The sequence below is a fragment of the Klenkia sp. PcliD-1-E genome (genome assembly GCF_024124375.1).
Taxonomy (GTDB): Bacteria; Actinomycetota; Actinomycetes; order Mycobacteriales; family Geodermatophilaceae; genus Klenkia.
This window is the reverse complement of the sequence record NZ_JAMXRZ010000012.1, coordinates 16372-41292: the sequence shown is the minus strand read 5'-3', so window position 1 is coordinate 41292 and position 24921 is coordinate 16372. Positions and strand designations below refer to the sequence as shown.

Annotated in this window: 22 protein-coding genes; 7 read left to right on the top strand and 15 right to left on the bottom strand. The window is 74.2% G+C overall.

What is annotated here, in order from left to right:
- Positions 1-155 precede the first annotated feature (155 nt).
- Both NH342_RS04455 and NH342_RS04450 read left to right on the top strand, forming a co-directional pair.
- Positions 156-677 carry a DinB family protein gene (locus tag NH342_RS04455; RefSeq protein WP_253011778.1) on the top strand — a complete coding sequence of 174 codons (522 nt, stop codon included), beginning with the start codon at positions 156-158 and terminating at the stop codon, positions 675-677.
- Positions 674-1693, top strand: coding sequence for a zinc-binding dehydrogenase (locus tag NH342_RS04450; RefSeq protein ID WP_253011776.1), 1020 nt, complete (start codon positions 674-676; stop codon positions 1691-1693). Before NH342_RS04455 ends, NH342_RS04450 begins: the two co-directional genes overlap by 4 nt.
- Before the next feature lie 121 nt (positions 1694-1814).
- On the opposite strand, the gene NH342_RS04445 is transcribed toward NH342_RS04450, so the two are convergent.
- Both NH342_RS04445 and NH342_RS04440 read right to left on the bottom strand, forming a co-directional pair.
- On the bottom strand, positions 1815-2729 hold the full coding sequence (locus NH342_RS04445; protein ID WP_253011774.1) for a hypothetical protein: 915 nt from the start codon (positions 2727-2729) through the stop codon (positions 1815-1817).
- A gap of 17 nt (positions 2730-2746) precedes the next feature.
- Positions 2747-3718 (bottom strand): AraC family transcriptional regulator, encoded by a 972-nt coding sequence (locus NH342_RS04440; RefSeq protein ID WP_253011771.1) that lies wholly within the window; start codon positions 3716-3718, stop codon positions 2747-2749.
- Between the two features lie 189 nt (positions 3719-3907).
- On the opposite strand from NH342_RS04440, the gene NH342_RS04435 reads away from it, so the two are divergent.
- Entirely contained in the window at positions 3908-6232 is a 2325-nt protein-coding gene (locus NH342_RS04435; protein ID WP_253011768.1) for a hypothetical protein, read from the top strand.
- A gap of 45 nt (positions 6233-6277) precedes the next feature.
- On the opposite strand, the gene NH342_RS04430 is transcribed toward NH342_RS04435, so the two are convergent.
- The 7 genes from NH342_RS04430 to NH342_RS04400 form a co-directional block, all read right to left on the bottom strand.
- On the bottom strand, positions 6278-7417 hold the full coding sequence (locus NH342_RS04430) for an LLM class flavin-dependent oxidoreductase (protein ID WP_253011765.1): 1140 nt from the start codon (positions 7415-7417) through the stop codon (positions 6278-6280).
- A gap of 115 nt (positions 7418-7532) precedes the next feature.
- Complete coding sequence (ilvA, locus tag NH342_RS04425) at positions 7533-8768, bottom strand: threonine ammonia-lyase IlvA (protein WP_253011762.1); 1236 nt, start codon at positions 8766-8768, stop codon at positions 7533-7535.
- Positions 8769-8861: 93 nt separating this feature from the next.
- Entirely contained in the window at positions 8862-9791 is a 930-nt protein-coding gene (locus tag NH342_RS04420) for an oxygenase MpaB family protein (RefSeq protein WP_253011759.1), read from the bottom strand.
- A 17-nt stretch (positions 9792-9808) separates the two neighbouring features.
- Positions 9809-10219: an anthrone oxygenase family protein gene (locus NH342_RS04415; protein ID WP_253011756.1), complete on the bottom strand. Its 411-nt coding sequence runs from the start codon at positions 10217-10219 to the stop codon at positions 9809-9811.
- Between the two features lie 43 nt (positions 10220-10262).
- A complete protein-coding gene (locus NH342_RS04410) occupies positions 10263-10598 on the bottom strand; it encodes a type II toxin-antitoxin system PemK/MazF family toxin (RefSeq protein WP_253011753.1) in 336 nt (111 codons plus the stop codon).
- The gene (locus NH342_RS04405; protein ID WP_253011750.1) at positions 10595-10831 is read right to left on the bottom strand and encodes a hypothetical protein; all 237 of its coding nucleotides are present in this window, start codon (positions 10829-10831) and stop codon (positions 10595-10597) included. The genes NH342_RS04410 and NH342_RS04405 overlap by 4 nt, the downstream gene beginning before the upstream one ends.
- A 28-nt stretch (positions 10832-10859) precedes the next feature.
- A complete protein-coding gene (locus NH342_RS04400; protein WP_253011747.1) occupies positions 10860-11729 on the bottom strand; it encodes an SDR family oxidoreductase in 870 nt (289 codons plus the stop codon).
- 55 nt (positions 11730-11784) lie between these two features.
- Between NH342_RS04400 and NH342_RS04395 the strand changes: the two genes are divergently transcribed.
- Entirely contained in the window at positions 11785-15159 is a 3375-nt protein-coding gene (locus NH342_RS04395; protein ID WP_253011745.1) for a pyruvate carboxylase, read from the top strand.
- Positions 15160-15336: 177 nt separating this feature from the next.
- A complete protein-coding gene (locus tag NH342_RS04390) occupies positions 15337-16947 on the top strand; it encodes a methyl-accepting chemotaxis protein (protein ID WP_253011743.1) in 1611 nt (536 codons plus the stop codon).
- Between the two features lie 9 nt (positions 16948-16956).
- On the opposite strand, the gene NH342_RS04385 is transcribed toward NH342_RS04390, so the two are convergent.
- From NH342_RS04385 to wrbA, 5 genes are all read right to left on the bottom strand, one after another.
- Positions 16957-17853, bottom strand: a complete 897-nt coding sequence (locus NH342_RS04385) for an oxaloacetate decarboxylase (RefSeq protein WP_253011741.1) — start codon at positions 17851-17853, stop codon at positions 16957-16959.
- A gap of 63 nt (positions 17854-17916) precedes the next feature.
- Positions 17917-18969, bottom strand: coding sequence for a pyrimidine utilization protein A (gene rutA / locus NH342_RS04380; protein ID WP_253011738.1), 1053 nt, complete (start codon positions 18967-18969; stop codon positions 17917-17919).
- 33 nt (positions 18970-19002) lie between these two features.
- Positions 19003-20373: an MmgE/PrpD family protein gene (locus NH342_RS04375; protein ID WP_253011735.1), complete on the bottom strand. Its 1371-nt coding sequence runs from the start codon at positions 20371-20373 to the stop codon at positions 19003-19005.
- A gap of 39 nt (positions 20374-20412) precedes the next feature.
- Positions 20413-21018: an isochorismatase family protein gene (locus NH342_RS04370; protein WP_253011732.1), complete on the bottom strand. Its 606-nt coding sequence runs from the start codon at positions 21016-21018 to the stop codon at positions 20413-20415.
- Positions 21015-21629: an NAD(P)H:quinone oxidoreductase gene (gene wrbA, locus NH342_RS04365; RefSeq protein ID WP_253011729.1), complete on the bottom strand. Its 615-nt coding sequence runs from the start codon at positions 21627-21629 to the stop codon at positions 21015-21017. Before wrbA ends, NH342_RS04370 begins: the two co-directional genes overlap by 4 nt.
- Positions 21630-21739: 110 nt before the next feature.
- Here wrbA and NH342_RS04360 point away from each other — a divergent pair, with 110 nt between their 5' ends.
- Complete coding sequence (locus tag NH342_RS04360; RefSeq protein ID WP_253011726.1) at positions 21740-22441, top strand: FadR/GntR family transcriptional regulator; 702 nt, start codon at positions 21740-21742, stop codon at positions 22439-22441.
- Positions 22442-22566: 125 nt separating this feature from the next.
- Positions 22567-23607 carry a VOC family protein gene (locus NH342_RS04355; protein ID WP_253011723.1) on the top strand — a complete coding sequence of 347 codons (1041 nt, stop codon included), beginning with the start codon at positions 22567-22569 and terminating at the stop codon, positions 23605-23607.
- A gap of 103 nt (positions 23608-23710) precedes the next feature.
- Here the strand turns inward: NH342_RS04355 and NH342_RS04350 are convergent, their stop codons facing one another.
- On the bottom strand, positions 23711-24913 hold the full coding sequence (locus tag NH342_RS04350; RefSeq protein ID WP_253011720.1) for an amidase: 1203 nt from the start codon (positions 24911-24913) through the stop codon (positions 23711-23713).
- Between the last annotated feature and the right edge of the window lie 8 nt (positions 24914-24921).

Here is a 24921-nt window from a genome sequence, read left to right as displayed (position 1 = left end):
CGGTAGGGAGGCTCCCCGGCCCGGACCATCCGCGCCCGGCGGACCTGCATCCGCAGAGCGCACGCCTCGCCGGGCCCTCTGGACCCCACATGCGTTGCGCCCTACCTTTCCCCGTGACGCCGGGCACCGCAGCCCGGCCGGACGACGGGAGCACCATGTCCGACATCGTCGAGACGCAGACGCGGATCGCCGACCGCACCCTGACCGCCGTCGAGGAGCTGCTGCGCAGCATCGACGACGGCGACCTGCACGTGGCCGACCCGGGCGGTGGCTGGACCGGCGCCACGGTGGTCAGCCACATGACCCTGGCCGGGCTGCTGTGGGTGGCCGACATCGCGCGGCTGCAGGCCGACCCCGAGCTGGACTTCTTCTACCGGGAGGAGATCGGCCACGACACGATCGGCGCGATCCCGCCCACCGCCGCCGAGGCCGCGGACAAGATCGCCTCGCTGCGCCGCACGATGGTGACGACGCTGCCGATGCACACCGAGGAGATCCTCGCCCGGTCGGTGGAGATCACCACGCTGGGCCGGATGACCGTGGCCGAGTGGCTGCCCATCGTGGTGGGCCACGTCGTGCACCACCGCGACCAGCTGCACGCCGTGCTGAAGTCGCGCGGCAAGCTGCCCGAGCGGTTCGAGGTCCCCGAGGGGTACACCGGCGAGGACGCGGCGTGAAGGCCGTCGTCCTCACCGGTGTCGGCCAGGTCGAGGTCCAGGAGCGTCGCGACCCCACCGCCGACCCGCTGCACGTGGTGGTGCACGTCGACGTCGCCTCGCTGTGCGGCACCGACGCCCACCAGTTCGAGGGCCGCATCGACTCGCCCTTCCCGCGGGTGCCCGGGCACGACTTCGCCGGCACCGTCGTCTCGGTCGGGGAGGGCGTCGACGAGTCGCTGGTCGGCCAGCAGTTCGCGGTCAAGCCCTCGCTGCCGTGCGGGAACTGCGCGGCCTGCGTCGACGGGCCCTCGCTGGACTGCCCGAACAAGAAGCTGATCGGGCTGTGGAGCGACGGCTGCTTCGCCGAGCTGGTCGCGGTCCCCCGGGTGAACCTGGTGCCGATCCCCGACGGCGTGCCGATCTGGGGCGCGGCGCTGCTCGAGCCCTTCGCCGTCGCGCTGAACTGCATCGACCGGCTGCAGATCAAGCTCGGCGACTCGGTGCTGGTGCTCGGGCAGGGCCCGATCGGCCTGGCGGTGGCGCGGTTCGCGGCGCTGAGCGGCGCCGGCCGGCTGACCGTGACCGACGTCCGCGAGGAGGTCTTCGAGGTCTCCCGGGCGTTCGGGGCCACCGACTGCCTGGACAGCCGCACCGACGGGCTCGTGGAGCGGGTGCTGGAGATGCACGGCGGCCGCGGGGCGGACATCGTCGTGGAGACCTCGGGTGCGCCCGCGGCCTCGGCGTCGGTGATCGACCTGGTGCGCAAGGAGGGCAAGGCCAGCTTCATCGGCTACGCCAACGACCTCCCCGGCATCCCCGTCGTCCCGATGATGCTCAAGACCGCGACGGTGTTCGGGGTCGGCGGCAACGGCGGGCGCGGGCAGTACGAGCGGTCCCTGGAGCTCATCCGGGCCGGCCGGGTCGACCTGAGCCCGCTGGTCACGCACCGCTTCTCCCTCGACGACGCCCCGGAGGCCTTCGAGGTCGCCAGCACCAAGCGGGACGGCGCCATCAAGGTGCTGCTGGAGCCCTGACGGCCCCACCCCCCCGCACGGCGTGGATCAGGTCCGACGACGCATGTGCATCCTCCGCCACCGACGTCAGTGGCGGAGGATGCACGGTGGTCGTCCCACCTGATCCACGCCGGGGGAAGGGTCAGCCGCTGACGCGCTTGTAGGGGTCGGGCGGGGCGGCGCCGGCGGCCACGATGCGGTTGCTCCACTCGTCCAGCTGCGCGGTCAGCGACGCGAGGTCGTCCCCGATGGGGGCGAGCACCCGGGCCATGGCCTCGTCGGTGACCTGCTCGATGCGGTCGCGCTCGGCCCGGCCGGTGGCGGTCAGCTCGCCGTCGGCCAGCCAGCCGCGCTCGCGCAGGTCGGCGTCGGCGGCGTCCATCACCTCGGGCGACCAGGCGCGGGTTCCCGCGTAGGCGCGGGGCTCCCACCCGATCCAGTACTCGGTCACCAGGTTCATCTGCACGCCCGACAGCCCGGCGGCGACGTTGGCGGCCTGGTGGGTGTCGCCGCGGTACTCGCGCAGGATGTTCAACGCGTGCCACAGCTGGCCCCACGGGTCGGCGGGCCACTGCAGCGACGCGAGCCCGGCCACCAGCGGGCGGCCGACGACGTCGGCGACGGCGACGTCGGTGGCCCGGCGCAGCTGCGCCACCGCGGTCTCGACGTCGGAGGTCGGGACGTCGCCGAGGATCTCGTGCAGCGACTCCACCGCCCCCTTCTCCCGGGCGGCCAGCACCTGCTCGCGGGTGGCGATGCCCCGCGCCTGGTCGTACAGGGACGTGATCAGCCCCGGCTCGAAGACGCCGAACGCGGCGACGACGACCGGCGCGGTGGGTTCGCCCATCGGCGCGGTGCGGCCCCACACGTAGCCGGTGAGGAACTCCAGGCCGAGCGCCTCCATCGCGGCGTAGGCCGGCTTGCCCCAGAAGCCGATGGTCGCCAGCGGCTCGGCGGCGTCGCGCAGGGACCGGGCGGCCCCGGAGGGGATGCGGGGCGCGGGCCGGCCGGCGGAGGGCTCGGCGAGGAAGGCGGCCGACAGTTCGTCGTAGTCCACGAGGGTGGTCTCCCGGGTCAGTGGCGGAGGGTGGCGGACGGGAGCTCGCCGAAGCGGTCCCGGTACTGCTGGGCGAACCGGCTCTGGTGGAAGAACCCCCAGCGCACGGCGACGTCGGTGACCCGCACCGTGGTGGGGTCGGCGTGCACGAGCTCGGCGCGCACCCGGTCCAGCCGGACCCGGCGCAGGTAGCTCATCGGGGACTCGCCGTACTGCTGTTGGAAGGCCGCGTGCAGGGTGCGCACGCTCATGCAGCCCACCCGCGCCAGCTGCTGGGGGGTGAGCGCCTCGTCGGCGTGCTCCTCCAGGAAGGCCACCACCGGGGCCAGTCGACCGTGCTCCAGGGCCCGGGCCGGGGCGGCCAGGGCGTCGGAGAACTGGTGCCGGCCGGCGTGCAGCAGCTGGGTCATCACGAACGCCTCGAGCTGCTCGCGGGCCAGCGGCATCTCGGCCAGCCCGCCGGGCCGGTCCAGCTCCCGGGCCAGGAACTCCACCGAGTTCAGCAGCGACTGCCCGGCCGGGTCGGTGAGGTCCAGGCCGAAGTCGAAGTCGACCACCTCGGCCACCGACCGGCCGATCAGGTCGCCCAGGTGGGACTCCAGGCTGGCGCGCGGGATCTTGAGGATCAGCTGCTCGGCGTCGGGCGTCCAGCGCACGGTGTTGCGCTGCTGGGGGTTGAGCACCGCGCCCGACGTGCGGGCCACCGTGCGGGTGCGGGCGCCGTCGGAGCGGTCGGCGTCCGTGCTGCCCGCGGTGGTGAGGTTGACGTGGTAGCAGTCCTCGGTGGGCGGCATGACCAGCTCGGTCTGCGCACCGTAGGTCAGGTACCCGAGGGTGAAGTTCCGGTCGGTGACGGCGTTGAGCCGCATCGCCACCTGGTCACCGCGCGCGGTCAGGTCGTGCTGGAGGTAGACCCGCGTGACGGCGTCCTGCGCCTCCTCGAGGCTCCGCGTGCCGACCACGGGGAACCGCGACAGGGGTTGGCCCACGGTCACCTCCACGCGGACGACGGCGTCTCGGATGTGGCCCAGGCCACAGCTTGCGCCCGCAATGTAGGTCGTGCACGACATGAGCACCAGCCGCTGGGTGCGCCGCGGTGTCCGCGCAGCGCACGGGGCGGATGCCGGGCTGCAGCAGGCGGCTGGCCGGGGGGCCGCACGGTCGGTCAAGCTGGGTGCATGACCGCCACCCTCGGCAACGCTGCCGGCACCAGCACCGACGACGCCGCCCTCCGCGAGGTCGAGCAACGGGTGCTCTGGCTGGCCAGCGCCGTCGTCGACCACGCCAACCGGGTGCGGCCCAACCCGACCGGGCTCAAGGTCGGCGGCCACCAGGCGTCGTCCGCCTCGATCACCACGATCATGACCGCGCTGTGGCTGGAGACCCTGGGCCCGGAGGACCGGGTGTCGGTGAAGCCGCACGCCTCGCCGGTGCTGCACGCCCTGGAGTACCTGCTCGGTCAGCTGCCGGCGTCGGCGCTGACCACGCTGCGGGAGTTCGGCGGCCTGCAGTCCTACCCTTCGCGCCTCAAGGACCCGGTGCCGGCCGACTACTCCACCGGCTCGGTGGGCATCGGGGCGACCGCACCGATCTGGGGCGCGATCGCCCGCCGCTACGTCAACACCCAGTTCGGCACGGGCGGCGCGGGTCGGCAGTGGTCGCTGGTCGGCGACGCCGAGCTCGACGAGGGCGCGGTGTGGGAGGCCGTGGTGGACCCGATGGTGGCCGAGCTGGGCGAGGTCTGCTGGGTGGTCGACCTCAACCGGCAGTCCCTGGACCGCGTCGTCCCGACCTTCGGCGCGACCCGGCTGCAGGGCATGTTCGCCGCGGCCGGCTGGCAGGTGCTCACCGTCAAGTACGGCGCCCTGCTGGAGGAGCTCTACACCCGCGAGGGCGGCCCGGAGCTGCGCGACCGGATCGACGAGATGACCAACCCCGAGTACCAGCGGATGCTGCGCCGTTCGGCCGGCGAGCTGCGCGAGCACCTGCCCGGGGACGGCGCCGGGGCCGCCGCGATCGCCGGCCTGATCGCCGGGGTCGCCGACGACGACCTGGTCGCCGCGGTGCGCAACCTCGGCGGGCACGACCTGGCGGCGCTGCGGACGGCGTTCGCCCAGATCGACGACACCCGCCCCACCGTGGTGCTGGCCTACACGCTCAAGGGCTACGGCCTGGCCATCGAGGGCCACCCGCAGAACCACTCCGCGCTGCTCACCGAGGCCCAGCTGCACGAGCTGGCCGACCGGGTGGGCGTGGACCCGGCCGACCCGTGGAGCCGCTTCGACCCCGCCTCGGGTCCGGGCCGGCTGCTGGCCGCGGCCGCCGACCGGCTGCGCCGCGCCCCGCACCAGGGGGCGGCGGCGCCGTCGGTCCCCGGCGACCTGGGCCGGACGCCGAACGGCACCGGCACCACCCAGGCGGCGCTGGGCCGCACCCTGCTCGACCTCAACCGGGCCGCGCCGGAGGCGGGTGCGCGGGTGGTGACGGTCAGCCCCGACGTGTCCAGCTCCACCAACCTGGGCGGCTGGGTGAACAAGGTCGGCGTGTGGGCCGCCGAGGACCGGCGCGACTGGTTCTCCGACGACCCCGAGACGATCCTGCACTGGCGGGAGCGGCCCAGCGGCCAGCACGTGGAGCTGGGCATCGCCGAGGTCAACCTGGTCGGCCTGATGGGCGAGCTGGGCGCGACGTGGTCGCGGTGGGAGCAGCCGCTGCTGCCGATCGGGGTCATGTACGACCCGTTCGTCTCCCGGGCGCTGGAGCCGTGGAGCTTCGGCGTCTACGCCGGCGGCCAGTCGATCCTGGTCGGGACGCCGTCGGGGGTGACGCTGGCCGGCGAGGGCGGGGCGCACCAGTCGATCACCACGCCGTCCATCGGGCTGGAGCAGCCCGGCGTCGTCACCTACGAGCCCGCCTTCGCCCTGGACACCGAGTGGTGCCTGCTCGCCTCCCTCGGCCGGCTGGGCAAGCCCGGCGGCACCAGCGCCTACCTGCGCCTCTCGACCCGGCCGGTCGACCAGACCCTGGCCGCGGTCCCCGAGGACCCGGCCGCCCGCGAGCGCCGCCGTCGTCAGGTGGTGGCCGGGGCCTACGCCCTGCGCCGGGTCGAGAAGCCCGCCGTCACGGTGGTGACCATGGGTGCGCTGGTGCCCGAGGGCCTGGCCGCCGCCGACCGGCTCACCGGCCTGGGCCACCCGGCCGACGTCGTGGTGGTGACCTCACCGGGGCTGCTGTTCCGGGCGCTGCAGGCCCGCCGGGGCCAGGACGACGCCCCCACCGCCGTGCTGGACCAGGCGTTCCCCGCCGATCGGGCAGCACCCATGGTCACCGTGCTGGACGGCCACCCGCACACCCTGGCGTTCCTCGCCGGCATCCACCGGGTGCCCGCCGTGCACCTGGGCGTGACGCGGTTCGGGCAGTCCGGCGACCTGGCCAGCGTCTACCGCCATCACGGCATCGACACCGACTCGGTGGTGGCCGCCGCCCTCGACCTCCTGGACTGACGTGCCGCCGCCGGGTTGATCGCTGCCCGGCGGCGGCACGAGGGGTCAGTGGCGCAGGCCGTTCCTCTTCATGATCGGCATGACCTCGGCGCCGAACTCCTCGAGCTCCGTGGCGTAGTCGTGGAAGCCGAAGATGGCCCCGCCCATGCCGGCCTCGGACAGCTCGTGGAACTGCTCGGCGACCTGCTCCGGCGTCCCGACCAGGTTCGGCCCGCCCCAGCCGGCGATGAACCGCTCCTGGAACTGCTTGATCTGGCTGCCGAAGCTCTGCGACTGGATGCCCAGGACGTCCATGATGATGTTGGCGCCCGGCCAGTCGCCGGCGTCGATGATCGCCTGCTGCGCGGCCTTGGCCTCCTTCTCGGTCTCCCGGCAGATGACCAGGCAGTAGGTCCAGACGTCGATGTCGCGCTCGTACTTGTCGTTGGCCAGCTGCTTGATGCCCTTGATGTAGGCCGGGGCCTCCTCGGTCGGGAGCGCGATGAGGTTGATGTCGACGTTGCGGGCGGAGAACTCCTGGCCGGCGGGGGAGGCACCGGCGTTGAGCAGCGCGGGCCGCGGGGTCTGCACCGGCTTGGGGTAGGCCTTCGCGCCGTGCGAGGTGAAGTGCGTGCCGTCGACGTCGAAGGTGCCGTCCTCGTTCCACAGCTTCATGGCGAAGTCGATCCACTCCTGGCCGAACGCGTAGCGCTCGTCGTGCTCGAGCTGCTTGCGGCCGAACAGCTCCATCTCGGGGGTGAACCAGCCCATGACGAGATTCATCCCGAACCGGCCGTTCGAGATGTGGTCGATCGTGGTGGCCATCTTGGCGCCGACGATCGGGTGGATGGTCGGCAGGTGCGTGGTGGTGAAGATGCCGATGTTCTCCGTCGCCTGCGCGAGGCCCGCGGCCCAGGTGTAGGTCTCGAAGCAGACGCCGTTGAAGTCGGTGTTGCCGCCGAAGCCGGTCCAGCGACCGACCGGGACCATCGCCTCCATGCCCAGCCGGTCCGCCGTCCGGGCGATCTGCAGCTGCTGGTCCCAGGTGACGCGGAAGTCGGTGGGCGCGTCGCTCATGATCACGCCACCGGAGCAGTTGGACGAGAACACGCCCAGCTTCAGCTTCTGGTCGTTGAAGACCGGGTTCTCGGTGACCGGCTTGTAGTGGCCGAGCAGTCCGTCGGCCTGGTGCATGGGCAGCGTCATCGATGACCTCCGCATCAGGGCGGCCGCGTCTCGACCGCCGCGGCCCGATGGTGTCGACGGTCACACCTGCCGCACCATCCGTTGCGCGCGACCCGGTGGCCGCCGCGCGCAGGGTTCAGACCAGGAAGCGGTAGGCCGTCGTCCCGGGGGCCAGGTGCTGGATGCGCAGCGGGCCGGCGGCGATGCGGGCCAGCAGCGGCGTCAGCCCGGCCGCGGCGCCCAGCTCGATGCCGACCAGCGCCGCCCCGGTCTCGCGGTTGTCCCGCTTCTGGTACTCGAAGAGCACGATGTCGTCGTCCGGGCCGAGCACCTCGTCCAGGAAGCGGCGCAGCGCGCCCGGCTCCTGCGGGAACTCGACCAGGAAGTAGTGCTTGAGCCCGCGGTGCACCAGCGAGCGCTCGACCACCTCGGCGTACCGGCTGACGTCGTTGTTGCCGCCGCTGAGCAGCGCGAGCACCGTCTGCCCCTGCTCGACGGTCACCGCACCGCTCGCCAGCGCCGCTGTCGCGAGGGCCCCGGCGGGCTCCGCGATGACGCCGTCCACCTGGTAGAGCTCGAGCATCTCGGTGCAGACCGCGCCCTCGGGGACGGCGACCAGCTCCACCCCGGCGTCCCGGACCAGCGGGAAGGTGACGTCGCCGGCCCGGCGCACCGCGGCGCCGTCGACGAAGGTGTCGATCTCGGCCAGCACCACCGGCTCCCCGGCCGCCATCGCCGCGGCCATCCCGGCGGCGCCGGCCGGCTCCACGCCGACCACCCGGGTGGCGGGGGAGTGCTCGCGCAGCCAGGTCGCGCAGCCGGCCAGCAGCCCGCCGCCCCCGACCGGCAGGACGACGACGTCGGGCGCGACCGGCAGCTGGGCGAGGAACTCCACGGCGACCGTGGCCTGCCCGGCGACGGTCGACAGCGCGTCGAACGCGGGGACGACGACGGCGCCGGACGCGGCGGCGAGCTCGGCGGCGATCCGGGCCGAGTCGTCGTAGGTGTCGCCCTCGACCCGCAGCGTGATCGCGTCGCCGCCGAGGGCCGCGATGCGCTGCCGCTTCTGCTTCGGCGTGGTCCCGGGGACGACGACGGTGCCGCGGACGCCCAGCGACGCGCAGGCGTACGCGAAGCCCTGGGCGTGGTTGCCGGCGCTGGCGGTGACCACCGCGGTGCCCGGGTCGAGCTGGGCGATGGTGTTGTAGGCGCCGCGCACCTTGTACGAGCGGCCGACCTGCAGGTCCTCGCGCTTGGTCCAGACCTCGGCGCCGGTCAGCGCCGACAGCCGCGGGAGCCGCTGCACCGGCGTCGGCAGCGCGACGCCGTCGAGCCGGTCGACGGCGTCGCGGACGAGGCGGGTGAAGTCCACGAGGGGACATCCTCCCCTGCCCGCAGTTGATCATCGTCAGGTGCAGGCCGGACGCGCCCCGCGCCCCGTGTCCTCAGCTGCGGATGACGATGATCAACTGGCGGCGCGCTCAGCCCACGCGGGGGCGGGGCCGACCCCCAGGCGCCACCGGGCCGCCTCCTCGCTCGGGCTGTGCGAGCCCAGGGCCAGGTTGAGCGCGCGCAGCTGGGCCTCGGTGACCAGCAGCTGGGCGCGGTCGCGCGGGCTGCGGGAGGCCCGGCCGGGCACCTGGGCCAGCGGGGCGATGGTGGGGGAGACCAGCCGGGCGGCGCCGGCGGAGAACCCGGCGTAGACCACCCTCTCCGCCGCCGACAGCCCGGGCGGGCCCTGCAGGAAGGTCAGCAGGTCCTCGGGCACCGGCTCGAGCACCGGCCGGTAGGCACGGATCGCCTCCGCCAGCTCCGCGCGCGACACCGGCAGGTCGGTCGCACCCAGCGCCTGGGCGCTGGGTGCCCAGTCGCGCACGTACGCGTCGTGCCAGCGGGGGCCGTAGCGGGACATCGAGCGGCCGACGGCGTCCTGCGCGGCGAGGAAGGCGTCGGTGAAGGCCAGGTGCACCCAGCGCAGCAGGTCGGGGTCGCCGGCGGAGTAGCCGCGGCCGTCGGGGAGCGTGCCCTGCACCCGGCGGTGCATCCCGCGCACCCGGGCGGACTCCCGCTCGGCCAGCTCCGCGGACCCGAAGGTGGTCACCACCAGCCAGCGGGCGGTGCCGGCCAGCCGCTTCCAGGGGTCCTCCCGGTAGGCCGAGTGGCGTTGCACCCCGGCCAGCGCCAGCGGGTGCGCACCCTGGCCGAGCAGCGCAGCCACCCCGCCGACCAGCGTGGACAGGTCGCCGTGCACCCGCCAGACGACGCCGTCCGGGTCGTACCAGCCCTCGCCGGAGCCGACGGTGGCGATCTCCCGTACCCAGTCCGGTGCGCCGGTGGGGTCCCCGGACACCCGGCCGCGGAACGCGGCCCGGGCCGCGTCGAAGGGGTTCACCACGTCCCCATCGTGCGGGTTCAGGCCACCAGCAGCAGGACGGCGGCCGCGGTGGCCGACACGGTGCGCAGCGTGTTCCACCGCGTCCAGACCCGCAGGTAGCGCGGCCAGGTGTCGGGGTCGCGCTCGAGGGCGTCGTTGAGCGGCACGTTCGCCGCGACGGTCACCCCGACGGTGCCCACCAGGTACAGCCCGGCTCCGATCCGGTCCAGCACCTCCGGGGCGACGACGAGCACGGCGACGCAGGCGGCCGCCGTCCCGAACAGCAGCACCATCAGCGGCGGCCGGACGGCGGCCACGTTCACCGCCCGCATCGCCCCGGCGCCGTCCGGTGCCCGGCCGAGCCCCGCCATGACGAACCCGCTGAACGCGAAGAACACCCCGCCGACCAGCGCGCACCCGACGGCGGTCAGCGTGCCCAGCAGCTCCACGCGGGCACCGTAGCGAGAGCGGACGGGGGCAGCGCTCGACGTGTCAGAAGCTGGGCGGCGGGCTCAGGTCGAGCAGCAGGGCCAGCGCGACGTCGACCGCGCGCAGGTCGGCCAGGGTGAGGTGACCGACCTGGTCGCCCAGCCGGATCGCCGGGTCCACCGACACCAGGGAATCGCAGAGCACCAGGGTGGGGCCGTCGCCCCAGTCGACCTCCGGGCGGACCACCATCGACCTCGCACCAGTGCTGGTCGGCGCCACCACCCACCGGGACAGCAGATCGAACCTGGTGGCCTGGAGGACGACGGCGAACCGCCGACCGCCCTGCTCGTGACCACGCGCGTGGTGGTCGGCGCGGATGCGGTGGACCGCGCCCCTCACGCCGGGGGGTCGAGCAGATCGCGAGCCGCTGCGGCGACCTCGGCCCGGTCGGCCGGATCGTCGGCGGCAGCGGCGATCTCGGTCTCCGCCTGTTGCCGGAGGGCCTCCCACCGCACGAGACGCAACGCGTCCGCCAGCACCCGGTCGGCGCTGACGCCCCGCTCGGCCGCCATCCGTCGGACCTCGTCCCGCGTCTCCCGGGACACGCGCACGGTGGTGTCGGGCGAGCTCATGACCGGAGTATACGTTGCGCATACAAGCTCAGACGTCGCGCCAGGGACCCTTCTCGGCGTTCTGCTCCGGCACGGAGGCGAAGACGTTGCCCTCGGTGGCGGGCACCGAGTCCCGGGACATGCCGAAGACGCGCAGCAGCGGGCCGACCAGGGCGTCGAACACCGCGGGCGCCAGCCGGTAGCCGGCGATGATCACCGGGTTGGCGATGCCGCTCTGCCGCAGCCGCCGGTGCGAGCCCGCGACGTCCAGGATCGTGCGGGCCACCCGGCGCGGGGAGTAGACCGGCGGCGGCGGGTGGCCGGTGTTCCCGAGCACGGTCGCGGCCTGGTAGTAGATCGGGGTGTTCACCCCGCCCGGCGAGACCGCGGCGATGCGGATGCCCGGCACGTCCCGGGTCTCCTGCTGCAGCGTGCGCACCAGGCCGAGCTGGCCCCACTTGGCGGTGGCGTAGGCGCCCATCGTCGGTGCGGTGATCGAGGCCAGCAGCGAACTGACGACGACGAGGTCGCCGCGCCCCTGCCGCCGGAACGTCGCCAGCACCGGGCGGGCCACGTTCGCCGTCCCCTTGATGCCGGTGTCCACCACCCGCTCGAAGACGTCGGCCGGCAGGTCCTCCACGTCGCCGTAGGCCATGACGGTGGCCGAGTGCACGACCAGGTCCAGGGCCCCGGCCCGGCCGACGGCGGCGGTGACGGCGTCGGCGTCGGTGATGTCACACGGCTCGACGACGACGTCGGCGGCGCCGGCGGCGCGGCACTCCGCCGCGGTCGCCTCCAGCGCGGGCCGGCCCCGGGCCAGCAGCACCAGCGAGGCGCCCTCCGCGGCGAGCAGCAGGGCGGTGGCCCGGCCGATCCCGCTGGAGGCGCCGGTGATCAGGGCGGTGCGGGGAGAGGTCACGACCGGGCCGTGCCCTCCCGCTACCGTGCCCACACCCGAACCACCGGAGGCATGCGTGTTCACCAAGGTCCTGGTCGCCAACCGCGGGGAGATCGCCGTCCGGGCGTTCCGCGCCGCCTACGAGCTGGGCGCGGGCACGGTCGCGGTGTTCCCGCACGAGGACCGCAACTCGGTGCACCGGCTCAAGGCCGACGAGTCCTACGAGATCGGCGAGCCCGGCCACCCGGTGCGGGCCTACCTGGACGTGCAGGCCGTGGTCGCCGCCGCCCGCCGGGCCGGCGCCGACGCCGTCTACCCCGGCTACGGGTTCCTCTCGGAGAACCCCGACCTGGCCGCCGCCTGCGCGCAGGCCGGCATCACCTTCGTCGGCCCCAGCGCCGAGGTGCTGGAGCTGACCGGCAACAAGGCCCGCGCGATCGCCGCCGCGAAGGACGCCGGCCTGCCGGTCCTGGGCTCCACCGACCCCAGCGACGACGTCGACACCCTGCTCGCCGCCGCCGAGGGCATGGAGCTGCCGGTCTTCGTCAAGGCGGTCGCCGGCGGCGGGGGGCGCGGCATGCGCCGGGTCGAGGACCGCGCGGCCCTGCAGGGCGCCATCGAGGCGGCCATGCGCGAGGCCGAGTCGGCGTTCGGGGATGCCACTGTGTTCATCGAGCAGGCGGTGGTGAACCCGCGGCACATCGAGGTGCAGATCCTCGCCGACACCACGGGCGAGGTCATCCACCTCTTCGAGCGCGACTGCTCGGTGCAGCGCCGGCACCAGAAGGTCATCGAGCTGGCCCCGGCGCCCGACCTCGACCCCGCGCTGCGCGAGCGGATCTGCGCCGACGCGGTCGCCTTCGCCCGGGCCATCGGCTACTCGTGCGCGGGCACCGTGGAGTTCCTGCTCGACGAGCGCGGCGAGCACGTGTTCATCGAGATGAACCCCCGCATCCAGGTCGAGCACACGGTCACCGAGGAGGTCACCGACGTCGACCTCGTGCAGGCCCAGCTGCGCATCGCGTCCGGCGAGACGCTGGCCGACCTCGGGCTCTCCCAGGACACCGTGCAGCTGCGGGGCGCGGCGCTGCAGTGCCGGATCACCACCGAGGACCCCGCCAACGGCTTCCGCCCCGACACCGGCCGGATCACCGCCTACCGCTCGCCCGGCGGCGCGGGCGTCCGGCTGGACGGCGGCTCGTCGATGGGTGCCGAGGTGGGGGCGCACTTCGACTCGATGCTGGTCAAGCTCACCTGCCGCGGCCGCGACTTCGGCGTCGCGGTGGCCCGGGCCCGCCGGGCGGTCGCCGAGTTCCGGATCCGGGGTGTGGCCACCAACATCCCGTTCCTGCAGGCGGTGCTCGACGACCCCGACTTCCGCGCGGGCCGGGTGACGACGTCCTTCATCGAGGAGCGGCCCGAGCTGCTCACCGCGCGGCAGTCCGCCGACCGCGGCACCCGGCTACTGGCCTACCTGGCCGACGTCACGGTCAACGCCCCGCACGGCGAGCGGCCGCACCTGGTCGACCCCACCGACAAGCTGCCCGCCGCCGACCTCGCCGGGGAGCCCCCGGCCGGGTCGCGGCAGCAGCTGCGCGACCTCGGCCCGGTCGGGTTCGCCCGGGCGCTGCGGGAGCAGACCGCGCTGGCGGTCACCGACACCACCTTCCGCGACGCGCACCAGTCGCTGCTGGCCACCCGGGTGCGCACCAAGGACCTGCTCGCGGTCGCCCCGCACGTCGCCCGGACGACGCCGCAGCTGCTCAGCCTGGAGTGCTGGGGCGGGGCCACCTACGACGTCGCGCTGCGCTTCCTGCACGAGGACCCGTGGGAGCGGCTGGCCGCGCTGCGCGAGGCGGTGCCCAACGTCGCGCTGCAGATGCTGCTGCGCGGCCGCAACACCGTCGGCTACACGCCCTACCCGACCGAGGTGACGACGGCGTTCGTCGACGAGGCCGCGCGCACCGGGATCGACGTCTTCCGCGTGTTCGACGCCCTCAACGACGTCGCCCAGATGCGCCCGGCGATCGAGGCGGTCCGGGACACCGGGACGGCGCTGGCCGAGGTGGCGCTGTGCTACACCGGGGACCTCTCCGACCCGGCGGAGACGCTCTACACGCTGGACTACTACCTGCGGCTGGCCGAGCAGATCGTCGAGGCCGGCGCGCACGTGCTGGCCATCAAGGACATGGCCGGGCTGCTGCGCCCGCCGGCCGCGGCCACCCTGGTCACCGCCCTGCGCGAGCGGTTCGACCTGCCGGTGCACCTGCACACCCACGACACCGCCGGCGGCCAGCTGGCCACGCTCATGGCGGCCTGGCAGGCCGGGGTGGACGCCGTCGACGGCGCCGTCGCCTCGATGGCGGGGACGACGTCGCAGCCGCCCCTGTCGGCGATCGTGGCCGCCACCGACCACACCGAGCGGGCCACCGGCCTGGACCTGGCGGCGGTCAACGACCTCGAGCCCTACTGGGAGGCCGTGCGGCGGGTGTACGCGCCCTTCGAGTCCGGGCTGCCCAGCCCGACCGGGCGGGTCTACACCCACGAGATCCCCGGTGGGCAGCTGTCGAACCTGCGCCAGCAGGCCATCGCCCTGGGCCTGGGCCAGCGCTTCGAGGAGGTCGAGGACGCCTACGCCGCGGCCGACCGACTGCTCGGGCACCTGGTCAAGGTCACCCCGTCGTCGAAGGTGGTCGGCGACCTGGCGCTGCAGCTGGTCGGCGCCGGGGTGGACGTCGCCGCCTTCGCCGACGACCCCGGGAAGTACGACCTGCCCGACTCCGTGGTCGGGTTCCTGCGGGGGGAGCTGGGTGACCCGCCCGGGGGGTGGCCGGAGCCCTTCCGCACCCGCGCGCTGGAGGGTCGCCGGGCCGCCGAACCGCCGGCGCAGCTGTCCGACGGCGACCGGGCCGGGTTGCGCGACACCCCGCGCCCGACGCTGAACCGGCTGCTCTTCCCGGCGCCCACCCGGGAGTTCGAGGCCCACCGGGAGACCTACGGCGACACCTCCGTGCTGCCCAGCAAGGAGTTCCTCTACGGCCTGCGGCGGGGCACCGAGCACGCCGTCGACCTCGAGCCCGGCGTCCGGCTGCTCATCGGCGTCGAGGCGGTCAGCGAACCCGACGAGCGCGGCATGCGCACGGTGATGTGCACGCTCAACGGCCAGCTGCGGCCGGTGAGCGTGCGCGACCGCTCGGTCGACTCGGCCGTGAAGGCGGCGGAGAAGGCCGACCGGTCCGACCCCGGCCAGGTGCCCGCGCCGTTCGCCGGCGTGGTGACCTTGCAGGTGGCCGAGGGCGACCAGGTCGCGGCCGGGGACACCCTGGCCACGATCGAGGCGATGAAGATGGAGGCCGGCATCACCGCGCCGCGGGCCGGCACCGTCTCCCGCGTCGCGATCGGGCAGGTGCAGCAGGTCGAGGGCGGGGACCTGCTCGTCGTCCTGGGCTGAGGCCGCCCGGTCGACGTGTCGACCGGGCGCGGACGGTCACCCGGGAACTTCCGGCGACCTGCCGGGTTGCGCTCAACAGCGGAACCGAATCGGCCGTTGACGGGGACGCCCGGGCACCGTCCCGGGGATGCCGATCCGACCGCGGGGCGGCATCGCGACCCGGAGGAGGAGATCCCCGTGCCCCGACCCACCGGCCCTGCCCGCTTCTGGGCCGACCGCAGCGTCCGTGTCAAGGTCCTGAGCGCCGTCACCGTGGCGTCGGGGGTCGCGGTGGCGATCGGCCTGGTGGGCGTGGGCGCGCTGGAGGACAGCGCCCGCACCACCGACCGGATGTACTCCGAGAGCCTCGTCGCCGTCAGCGCCATCGCCTCGCTGGAGAACGACGTCCAGACCATCCGGGTGCAGAACCGCAACGCGATCCTGGCCGGGGACGCCGCCGGGACGCAGGCCGCCCTGGACGCCGTCGACGCGGCCCGCGAGCAGTTCGGGACGACGGTCGAGGAGTACCGCGCCACCGGGCTGGACGCCGAGCAGGAGTCGCTGGTGTCCGACGCCGTCTCCCACCTCGACGAGGCCGCGGCGCTCAGCGACCAGCTGCTCGTGCCGCTGGCCGAGGCCAAGGACGAGGCGGGCTGGGTCGCGGCCAACGCCCAGCAGGTCGGCCCGCTGTTCGACCGGGCGCAGGACGAGCTGCGGCAGCTGGACGCGATGGAGAACGCGGCCGCGGCGGCGGCGGCGGCCGATGCCCGGTCCGCGGCCGTGTCCGCCCGCACGACCGACCTCGTGGTCCTCGCGGTGGGCGTGCTGGTCGCGATGGCCACCGGCTGGTGGGTGGCCGCCGGGGTGGCCGCGCGCATCCGGCAGGTGCAGGTCGCGACCGACCGGCTCGCGGCCGGCGACCTGACGGTGCAGGTGGGGCTGACCAGCCGGGACGAGCTCGGCCGGATGGGGGCGTCGCTGGACCAGGCGCTGGTGCACCTGCGAGCGGTCATGGCCCAGGTGGCCGCGTCGGCCGACGCGGTGGCGGCCTCCAGCGAGGAGCTGTCGGCGTCCGCGGCGCAGATCGCGGCGTCGTCGGAGGAGACGGCGGTGCAGTCGGGTGCCGTGTCGGGTGCAGCCGACGAGGTGTCGCGCAGCGTGGCCACGGTGGCCGCCGGGGCCGAGCAGATGAACGCCTCGATCCGGGAGATCGCGCAGAACGCCAACCAGGCCGCCCGGGTCGCCGCCGAGGCGGTCACCGAGGCCGAGGAGACCAACCAGACGATCCAGAAGCTGGGCCTGTCGTCCAAGGAGATCGGCGACGTGGTCAAGGTGATCACCTCCATCGCGGAGCAGACGAACCTGCTGGCGCTCAACGCCACGATCGAGGCCGCCCGCGCCGGCGAGGCCGGCAAGGGCTTCGCCGTCGTCGCCAACGAGGTCAAGGAGCTGGCCCAGGAGACCGCCCGGGCGACCGAGGACATCGCGCGGCGGGTGGAGGCGATCCAGGCCGACACGGGGGGTGCGGTGGCCGCGATCGGGCGGATCGGTGAGGTGATCGGGCAGATCAACGACTACCAGCTGACCATCGCCAGCGCGGTGGAGGAGCAGACCGCGACGACGAACGAGATGTCGCGCAGCGTGGCCGAGGCCGCCGGCGGCACCACCGAGATCGCCGCGAACATCACCGGGGTGTCCACCGCGGCGGAGTCGACCACGCAGGCGCTGTCGCAGACGCGGGTGGCCGTGGACGAGATGTCCCGGATGGCCGCCGACCTGCGCACCGGCGTCGGCGCCTTCACCTACTGACGGCGCACCTCAGACGGCGAAGCGGGCCTCGTCCTCCCGGATCCCCGGCAGGCCGATGGTCTCCAGGAACCCGCCGAAGTCGCCCATCGGGGCGCCCTCGGTGGACGACGTCCGCTGCAAGGTCTCCAGCGCCATCTGCATCGCCCGGGTCGCGGCCAACAGGGTGCTGATCGGGAACAGCACCAGCGAGAAGCCCAGCTCGGCGACGGTGTCCATGGTCAGGCCCTCGGTCGCCCCGCCCTCGACCCAGTTGAAGAGCAGGTGGTGGCCCTTCAGCTCGGTGGCGACCAGCTCGACGTCCTCGGCGGTGCGGGGGGCCTCGACGAACAGGACGTCGGCGCCGGCGTCGGCGAACCGCAGCGCCCGGTCGACGGCCGCCCGGGTGCCCTCGACCTGCGCCACGTCGGTGCGGGCGATGACCACCAGGTCGGGGTCGGTGCGCGCGGCCACCGCGGCGCGGACCTTGGCCACGGCCTCCTCGACGTCCACCACGGCCTTGCCGGTCATGTGGCCGCAGCGCTTGGGCGAGACCTGGTCCTCCAGCTGCAGCCCGCCGACGCCGGCCTGCTCGTACTCCCGCACGGTGCGGACGACGTTGAGCGCGTTGCCGTAGCCGGTGTCGGCGTCGGCGATGAGCGGGACCTCGACCGCCTGCGCCATCCGGCGGGCGTTGTCGGTCATCTCGGCACCGCCCAGCAGCCCGATGTCGGGTCGGCCGAGCAGCGAGGCCGACGTCCCGAAGCCGGTCATGTAGACGACGTCGAACCCGGCCTGCTGCACCAGCCGGGCGCCGAGCGCGTCGTAGGCGCCGGGTGCGACCAGCGGACGGCCGGTGTCCTGGGCGGCGGCCAGCAGCTCGCGCAGCCGGGCGCGGGGGTTCGGGCGGGGGGCGACGAACGAGGTCACAGGGGGTCCTTCCAGGTGGGCCGACGGGGCTCCCGCACGGGGGGACGGGAGCCCCGCCGGCGATCAGCCGAGCAGCGGCTTGACCTTCTCGCCGAAGGTCTTCACGCCCTGCTCGAAGTCGTCGAAGGTGAACATCATCCCCTTCACGCCGGGCATCTTCGCGACCTCGTCGATCTGCCGGGCGACGGTCTCCGGCGAACCGACGAGGGTGGCCATGTTGAAGTTGACCGCGCCCTCGGGCAGGTTGATCGTCCGCGCGGTGCCCCCGGAGTCGGCGGTCGTGTCCTTCGCGCCCTCGTCGCTCATGTAGCCCAGGGCCGCCAGGTCAGCGCCGTCGTGGTAGCTCTTCCACTTGGCCTGCGCCTCCTCGTCGGTGTCGGCGATGATCGCCATGAACAGCGGCAGCGAGCCGACGTCCCGGCCGGTCTTCGCCGCCGCGGCGGCCAGCTTCTCGGTGGGCTCCCGGTAGGTCTCGGGGGTGTTGATGCCCGGCGAGAGGATGAAGTTGTAGTCGCCGTGCTCGGCGCAGAACCGCATGCCGCGCTCGCTCTGGCCGGCGCAGACGATGTCCACGTGCCCGCTGGGCTGCGGGGACAGCTTGCAGTCGGTCATCTGGAAGTACTGCCCGTCCAGGTCGCAGGTCCCGGTCTCCCAGAGGTCGCGCAGCACCTGGACGTACTCGGTGGAGTAGTCGTAGCGGTAGCCGAAGTAGTCGTCGCCGGGCCACAGCCCCATCTGCGCGTACTCGCCCGACGCCCAGCCCGACACGATGTTGACGCCGAACCGGCCCGGCGCGATCGAGTCGATCGTCGTGGCCATCCGGGCCACCAGGGCCGGGGGCAGGGTGAGGACGGCGGTCGACGCGTAGAGCTTGATCCTCTCCGTGACGGCGGCGAGGCCGGCCATGAGGGTGAAGGACTCCAGGTTGTGGTCCCAGAACTCGGTCTTCCCGCCGAACCCGCGCAGCTTGATCATCGACAGCGCGAAGGCGAAGTCCTGCGCCTCGGCCTCCTGCACGATGCGCTTGTTGAGCTCGAAGCTCGGCATGTACTGGGGTGCGTTCTCGCTGATCAGCCAGCCGTTGTTCCCGATCGGGATGAAGACGCCGAAGTCCATGACCGTGCTCCTCTGCTCTGGAAGGTGGGTGTCTCAGCCTGCTGCGCAGGCCTCGGCGAAGTCGCGGGCGGAACCGCCGTCCCCCAGCGACAGGACGGCGGCGAGCACCCGCTCGGTGGTGGCCTCGTCGGCGACCGGGGCCATCGACTCCCGGTACTTGGCGACGACGTCGGCGTCGGTGAGCGGCCGGTCGGCGTGGCCGCGGTTGACCTGCTCGCGGTGGGTGAGCACGCGGCCGTCGGTGGTGGTGACCTGCACCCAGCCGGAGTAGGCCTGCGGGAAGGCGCTCTCGTCGTCCGGGACGACCTCGACCTTGCGGGCCAGCGCCAGCACCTCGGGGTCTGCCAGCGCGGTGTCCGAGAGCTCGGCGAGGGTGAACCGGCCGCGGGCCAGCGCGGTGGAGACGATGTAGGGCAGTGAGAACTTGGCGTCGTACTCGTCGCGCGGCGCCCACTTGGCCTCGGCGGGCTCGCAGACCACCTTGCCGGGCACCGGGTGGATCGCGCACCGCACCGACGCGACGTCGGCGGCGGTCAGCCCGTGCTCGGCGCGCAGCAGCAGGACGGCGTCGGCGAAGGCGTGCGCGAAGTGGCAGACCGGGTAGGGCTTGACCGCCGTCTCCGGGGTCTCCCACCGCTCGCCGAGGTCGTCGGCGACCAGGTCGGGGTGGGTGTCCCGGCCGGCCAGGTGGCTGGCGAACAGCCCGAACCGGCCCTCGTAGACCGCCTCGGGCCCGCTCCAGCCGGCCTTCGCGAACGTGGCCGCGGTGATGCCGCTCTGCGCCGCCCAGCCGGGGTGCAGCCGCTTGGTCCAGGAGCCGTCCTCGAGGAACTCCAGCAGCCCGGCGGCCATCGAGCCGACCACGCCCTGCGCGGCGACCAGCTGGTCGGCGTCCAGCCCGGCGATCTTCCCGGCGGCGACGGCGGAACCGAACGCCCCGGCCACCGCGGTGGGGTGGAAGCCCAGGTCGTGGAACGCGCCGGCACCGGCCAGGCCGACGCGGGCGGAGACCTCGACGCCGAGCAGGTAGCCCAGCAGCAGGTCCTGCGTTGACGCGTCGGCCGCGACGGCGGCGCTGATCGCCGCGGGCAGGGCCGCGGCGGAGACGTGGGTGACGGCGCCGATGTGGGTGTCGTCGAAGTCCAGCCCGTGCACCAGCACGCCGTTGAGCACGGCGGCGTCCCGCGCGGACAGCCGGGTCTTCGAGCCCAGGGTGGGGACGTCGCCGGTGCCGAAGGTGGCAAGGGCGTCGGCGGCGACGTCGGCGAACGGGTGCGCGGACGAGGCGAAGGCCAGGCCGACGGCGTCGAGGACGAGGTGGCGTGCGCGGTCCAGCACGGGGGTGGGGACGTCGTCCCAGGTGGTGCGGGCGACGACGTCGGCGACCTGTCGGGCGATGCTCATGGGGCTCCCTCCTGTGACCGCGACCATATGTCAGACGATTCAGCGTGCGGAAGTCCCCAGCGCCCCGAACCAGGCCGCCCCGTCGGGGACGACGTCGGCGTACCGGGCGTCCAGGTCGACCAGGGCTGCGTCGTGGATCTGCCTCGACCGGTCGGCGACGGCGTCGGCCAGGACGACGGGGGCGTAGTCCAGCGAGGCGGCGTCGACGACGGTGGCCCGCACGCAGCCGGCGGTGGTGAACCCGGCGACGGCGAGGGTGTGCACGTCCAGGTCGTGCAGCAGGTCGTCGAGGTCGGTGCGCACGAAGCCCGAGGCGCGCTTCTTGGTGACGACGGGCTCGCCCTCGACGTAGCCGACGCGAGGGTCGAACCCGGCCAGCTCCGCGCCGGGGCGCAGCTGGGTGAGCGCGGGGGCCTTCGCCGTCCAGACCGGGCCGAGGTCCTCGCCCTCGTCGAAGACGACGCGCAGCCAGACGACGGGGACGCCGGCCTCCCGGGCCGCCGCGGCCGCGCGACCGCAGGCCGCCACGGCCTCGTCGACCGCTGGATCCAGGGTGAAGAGGTTCTGGCAGTCGACCAGCACCAGGCCGGGGCGCTCGGTGGTGTCCAGCCGGCCGACGCCGACCCGGACCGCCTCGGCGCTCACCCCGCGAGCCCGGTGGCGACGGCGCCGGCGAACCGGGCGAGGCGGACGCCCTGCAGCCGGCAGGCCTCCAGCGCGGTGTCGTCGGGGGCGGCGCCGGAGCGGGAGACGAACGAGCCGCCGTAGGGGTTGCCCGACTCCTTCATCAGGTGCCGCTCGCCATAGCCGAGGGGCAGCACGAGCGAGCCCCAGTGGTAGAGCACGTTGTTCATCGCCAGGATCGTCGACTCCAGGCCGCCGTGGCCGGTGCTGGCGCTGGTGAAGGCGGTGCCGACCTTGTCGGCCAGCTTTCCCTGGAACCAGAGGCCGCCGGTGGTGTCGAGGAACTCCTTGAGCTGGCCGGCGGGCAGGCCGAAGCGGGTGGGGCTCCCGAGAGCGATGCCGTTGGCCCACTCGAGGTCGTCGAGGGTGGCGGTCTCGTACCTCGCCTCGTCGACGAAGGCCTGCCACTTCGGGTTGGCCGCGACCGCCTCGGCGGGGGCGAGCTCGGGGACGATGCGCAGCCGGACCTCGGCGCCGGTCTCCTCGGCGCCCCGGCCGATCGCCTCGGCCATCGCGGCCAGGTTGCCGGTGGCGGAGTAGAAGACGACGGCGACGCGGGGGGTGACGGGCACCGGGGGAGCTCCTCTGCTCGGGGCCCCCATCCAAGTGTCAGACGATTGGCCTCGTCAACGCCTGCGGTGTCAACACCGTGTGAACCGGTTCCGCTGGCAGACTGCGCAGGGTGACCGGCCCTGCGTACGCCGTGCTGGCGGGCAGCATCCGCGCCCGGATCCTGTCCGGCGAGCTCGTGCCGGGGGAGCGGCTGCCCAACGAGCAGGAGCTGTCGGCGGAGTTCGGCGTCGGCCGGTCCACGGTGCGCGAGGCGCTGCGCTCGCTGGCGTCGCAGGACCTGATCCAGACCACCCGCGGGGTGTCCGGGGGCAGCTTCGTCAGCGTGCCGACCGCGGCGCACATGTCCGCGCACCTGGAGACCGGGGTGGCGCTGATGGCGGCCGCCGAGCGGGTGACGGTCGGGCAGCTGATGTCGCTGCGGCACCTGCTGGAGGTGCCCGCGGCGGGCGAGGCGGCCCGGCACCGCACCGACGAGCAGCTCGACGACCTGCGGCGGGCGGAGTTCGACCCCGGCACCGCGGTCGGCGAGGCGACGTACGCGGCGAACCAGGACTTCCACCTGGTTCTGCTGCGGGCCACCGGCAACCCGCTGCTGGAGGTCATCACCGCGCCGCTGTTCCGGGTGCTCGCGACGCGGTTCGGCCGCGACCACGCCCCCGACGGCTTCTGGGCCTGCGTGGCCGACGACCACGCGGAGCTGCACGACCTGGTCGCCGCCCGCGACGCCGACGGCGCCGTCACCGCCATGCGCCGGCACCTGGACCACCTGACCGGCGCCTACCTGCAGATGGACCGCCTCAGCCGCAGCTGAGCGCGCCCCGGGGCGCACGAGTGTGCAGTTCGCGGGGCCGATCCGGGTCGTCGGACCCCGAGAACTGCACAGTCATGGGTTGCAGCCAGCTCTCGCCGCGGTCCGCTGGGCACTACGGTGCCGGGATGGCAGACGGCGCCGTGACGGAATGGTCCGCCGCACCCTCCCTGCCGGCCGCGGCCGACCTCGCCGGCCGCGTGCTCGCCCGGGACCCCACCGCCGAGGTCGAGGTGCGGGCCACCGGGGTCCGGGTGGCCGGCTTGCAGCGCCTCGACGTCGTCGTCGAGGCGGCGGACCCCGCCGCCGTCGCCGGGTTCTGGGGCCGCGTCCTCGGTCGCGCACCCGGCCCGGACGGCGACCTGCCCGACCCGCTCCGCCGTGGCCCCGGCGTCCGGGTCGTCCGCTCCGCCGAGCACCGGTCGCTGCGCCAGCGGGTGCACCTGGACGTCGTCCGCCCAGCCGGGGTGGTCGATCAGCTCGGTCTGGGCGACGGAGCCGGGCCGTACGGCGTCCGGCACGCGGACCCGGAGGGCAACGAGGTCGACCTGGTGCCCGGCGGGCCGCTCGGCGAGGGTGCCGAGGACTGGCACGCCGTGTTCAGCGCCATGGCCGTCTACCGCACGCCGGAGCCCGCCCGGCTGGCCGCGGCCGTCGCCGAGCTGGTCGGCGACCTGCCGCTGGGCATCGACCTGCGGCCCGGCGTCGTCGTCCTGGACAGCGGCAAGGACCAGTGGGAGGACGGCGTCGTCGCCCCCGCTGCCGACGTCCTCGCCGTGGCCTCGCGGATCCAGGCCGCAGCCCGTGACCTGGGTGCGGTGCCCGACCCGGCGGCCCCGGTGTTCGTGCAGCTGTTCCTCGACGCCGCCGACGTCGCGGCCGTGCAGGCCTTCTGGGCGGCGGCGCTGGGCTACGTCGCCGACCCCCGGCCCGGGCTGACCGAGATCCACGACCTGCACCGGGTCGGCCCCGTCGTCGCGTTCCAGCCCCTGGACCCGGCCGAGGAGGACCGTCGGCGCCAGCGCAACCGCACCTCGTTCGTGTTGACCGTCCCGGCCGACGCCGTTGAGGAGCGGCTCGCGACGGCGGAGGCGGCGGGCGGGCGGCTGCTGGGCGGCGAGCGGGTCGCCGACCCCGAGGGCAACGAGCTGGTCGTCCGCGCCGGCTGAACCGCACCTGTTTCCGCGGAAACGCCTCCCGCCTTGTTGATCATCGTCAGGTGCAGCTGAGACGCGCCGCCGGCTGGCGTGTCCGACCTGCGGATGGCGATGATCAACAGGAAGGGGCCGGTGGGCGGCGGGTGTGCCAGTCCGTCTGCTGCTGGTACCAGAGGCCGGCGGCGAACAGGACGTCCTCGGCGTCCTCGGGGGCAGTGAGCTGGACGCCGACCGGCATCCCCGACACCGGGTGGAAGCCGACCGGCAGCGCCAGCGTGGGGCCGGCGTGCAGGGACCAGGGGTAGGTCAGCTGCCCCAGCCGCCGCGACACCCGCAGCACGTCGTCGGGGTCGGCGCGGGGGACGTCGACGGGCAGCGTCGGGGTGAGGACGAGGTCGACGCCGTCCATCGCGGCGCTGATGCGGGACTGCAGTGCCCGCCGGGCCTCGACGGCGGCGGCCCGCTGCTCCGCGGTTATGTCCCGGCCCAGGCCGATCCGCACCAGGCTGTCGGGGTGGAACCGCTCGGGGTCTGACGCGAGCCGGGAAGCGTGGATGCGGGCCAGGTCGGCGTAGACCAGCGTGTAGACGATGTCCTGCGCGTCGAGCAGGCCCTCGACCTCCACCGGCACCACCTCGGCGCCGAAGGCGGCCATCGCGGCGTCCACCACCTGCTGCACACCCGGGTCGATGTCCACCAGCAACTGCACCGGTGTGCCGATCCGCCGGGGGGCGGCGGGAGCGGGCAGGTCGGCCGACGACCCGGTGAGCACCCGCTGCGCCCGTGCGACCAGGTCGACGGTTCGCGCCAGGGGGCCGACGGTGTCCACGTCGTCGCAGACCGGGAAGACTCCGTCCAGCGGGATCGAGCCGTGCGTGGGCCGCAGCCCGACCACCCCGCACGCGGATGCCGGCAGCCGGATCGACCCGCCGGTGTCGGTGCCCAGGGCCAGGTCGACGATCCCCGCCGCCACCGCGGCCCCCGACCCGCCGCTCGACCCGCCCGGGATGCGTGCGGGGTCCCACGGGTTGCGGCACGGCCCGGCCGCGGAGTTCTGGGTGGTCACCCCGACGGCGAACTCGCTCAGGTTCAGCGTCGCCACCACCGCCGCTCCGGCGTCCGACAACCGCCGCACCACCTCGGCATCACGGTCCGGAACGCGCGCGGCGAAGAAGGCGGACGCGCAGGTCGTGGGCCCGCCGGCGACGTCCACGTTGTCCTTGACGCCCACCCGGACCCCGGCCAGCGGGCCGTCGCCGGAGGGTCGGTCCACCCACCTGATGACCGCGTTCACCGTGTCGTCCACGTGGTCGTCCACCGGCACTC

Excerpts from the sequence above, each read along its gene's own strand:
- NH342_RS04455 (WP_253011778.1), top strand. The coding sequence starts at position 156 with ATGTCCGACATCGTCGAGACGCAGACGCGGATCGCCGACCGCACCCTG.
- NH342_RS04435 (WP_253011768.1), top strand. The coding sequence starts at position 3,908 with ATGACCGCCACCCTCGGCAACGCTGCCGGCACCAGCACCGACGACGCC.
- NH342_RS04430 (WP_253011765.1), bottom strand. The coding sequence starts at position 7,417 with ATGACGCTGCCCATGCACCAGGCCGACGGACTGCTCGGCCACTACAAG.
- NH342_RS04405 (WP_253011750.1), bottom strand. The coding sequence starts at position 10,831 with ATGAGCTCGCCCGACACCACCGTGCGCGTGTCCCGGGAGACGCGGGAC.
- rutA (WP_253011738.1), bottom strand. The coding sequence starts at position 18,969 with ATGGACTTCGGCGTCTTCATCCCGATCGGGAACAACGGCTGGCTGATC.
- NH342_RS04375 (WP_253011735.1), bottom strand. The coding sequence starts at position 20,373 with ATGAGCATCGCCCGACAGGTCGCCGACGTCGTCGCCCGCACCACCTGG.
- NH342_RS04355 (WP_253011723.1), top strand. The coding sequence starts at position 22,567 with ATGGCAGACGGCGCCGTGACGGAATGGTCCGCCGCACCCTCCCTGCCG.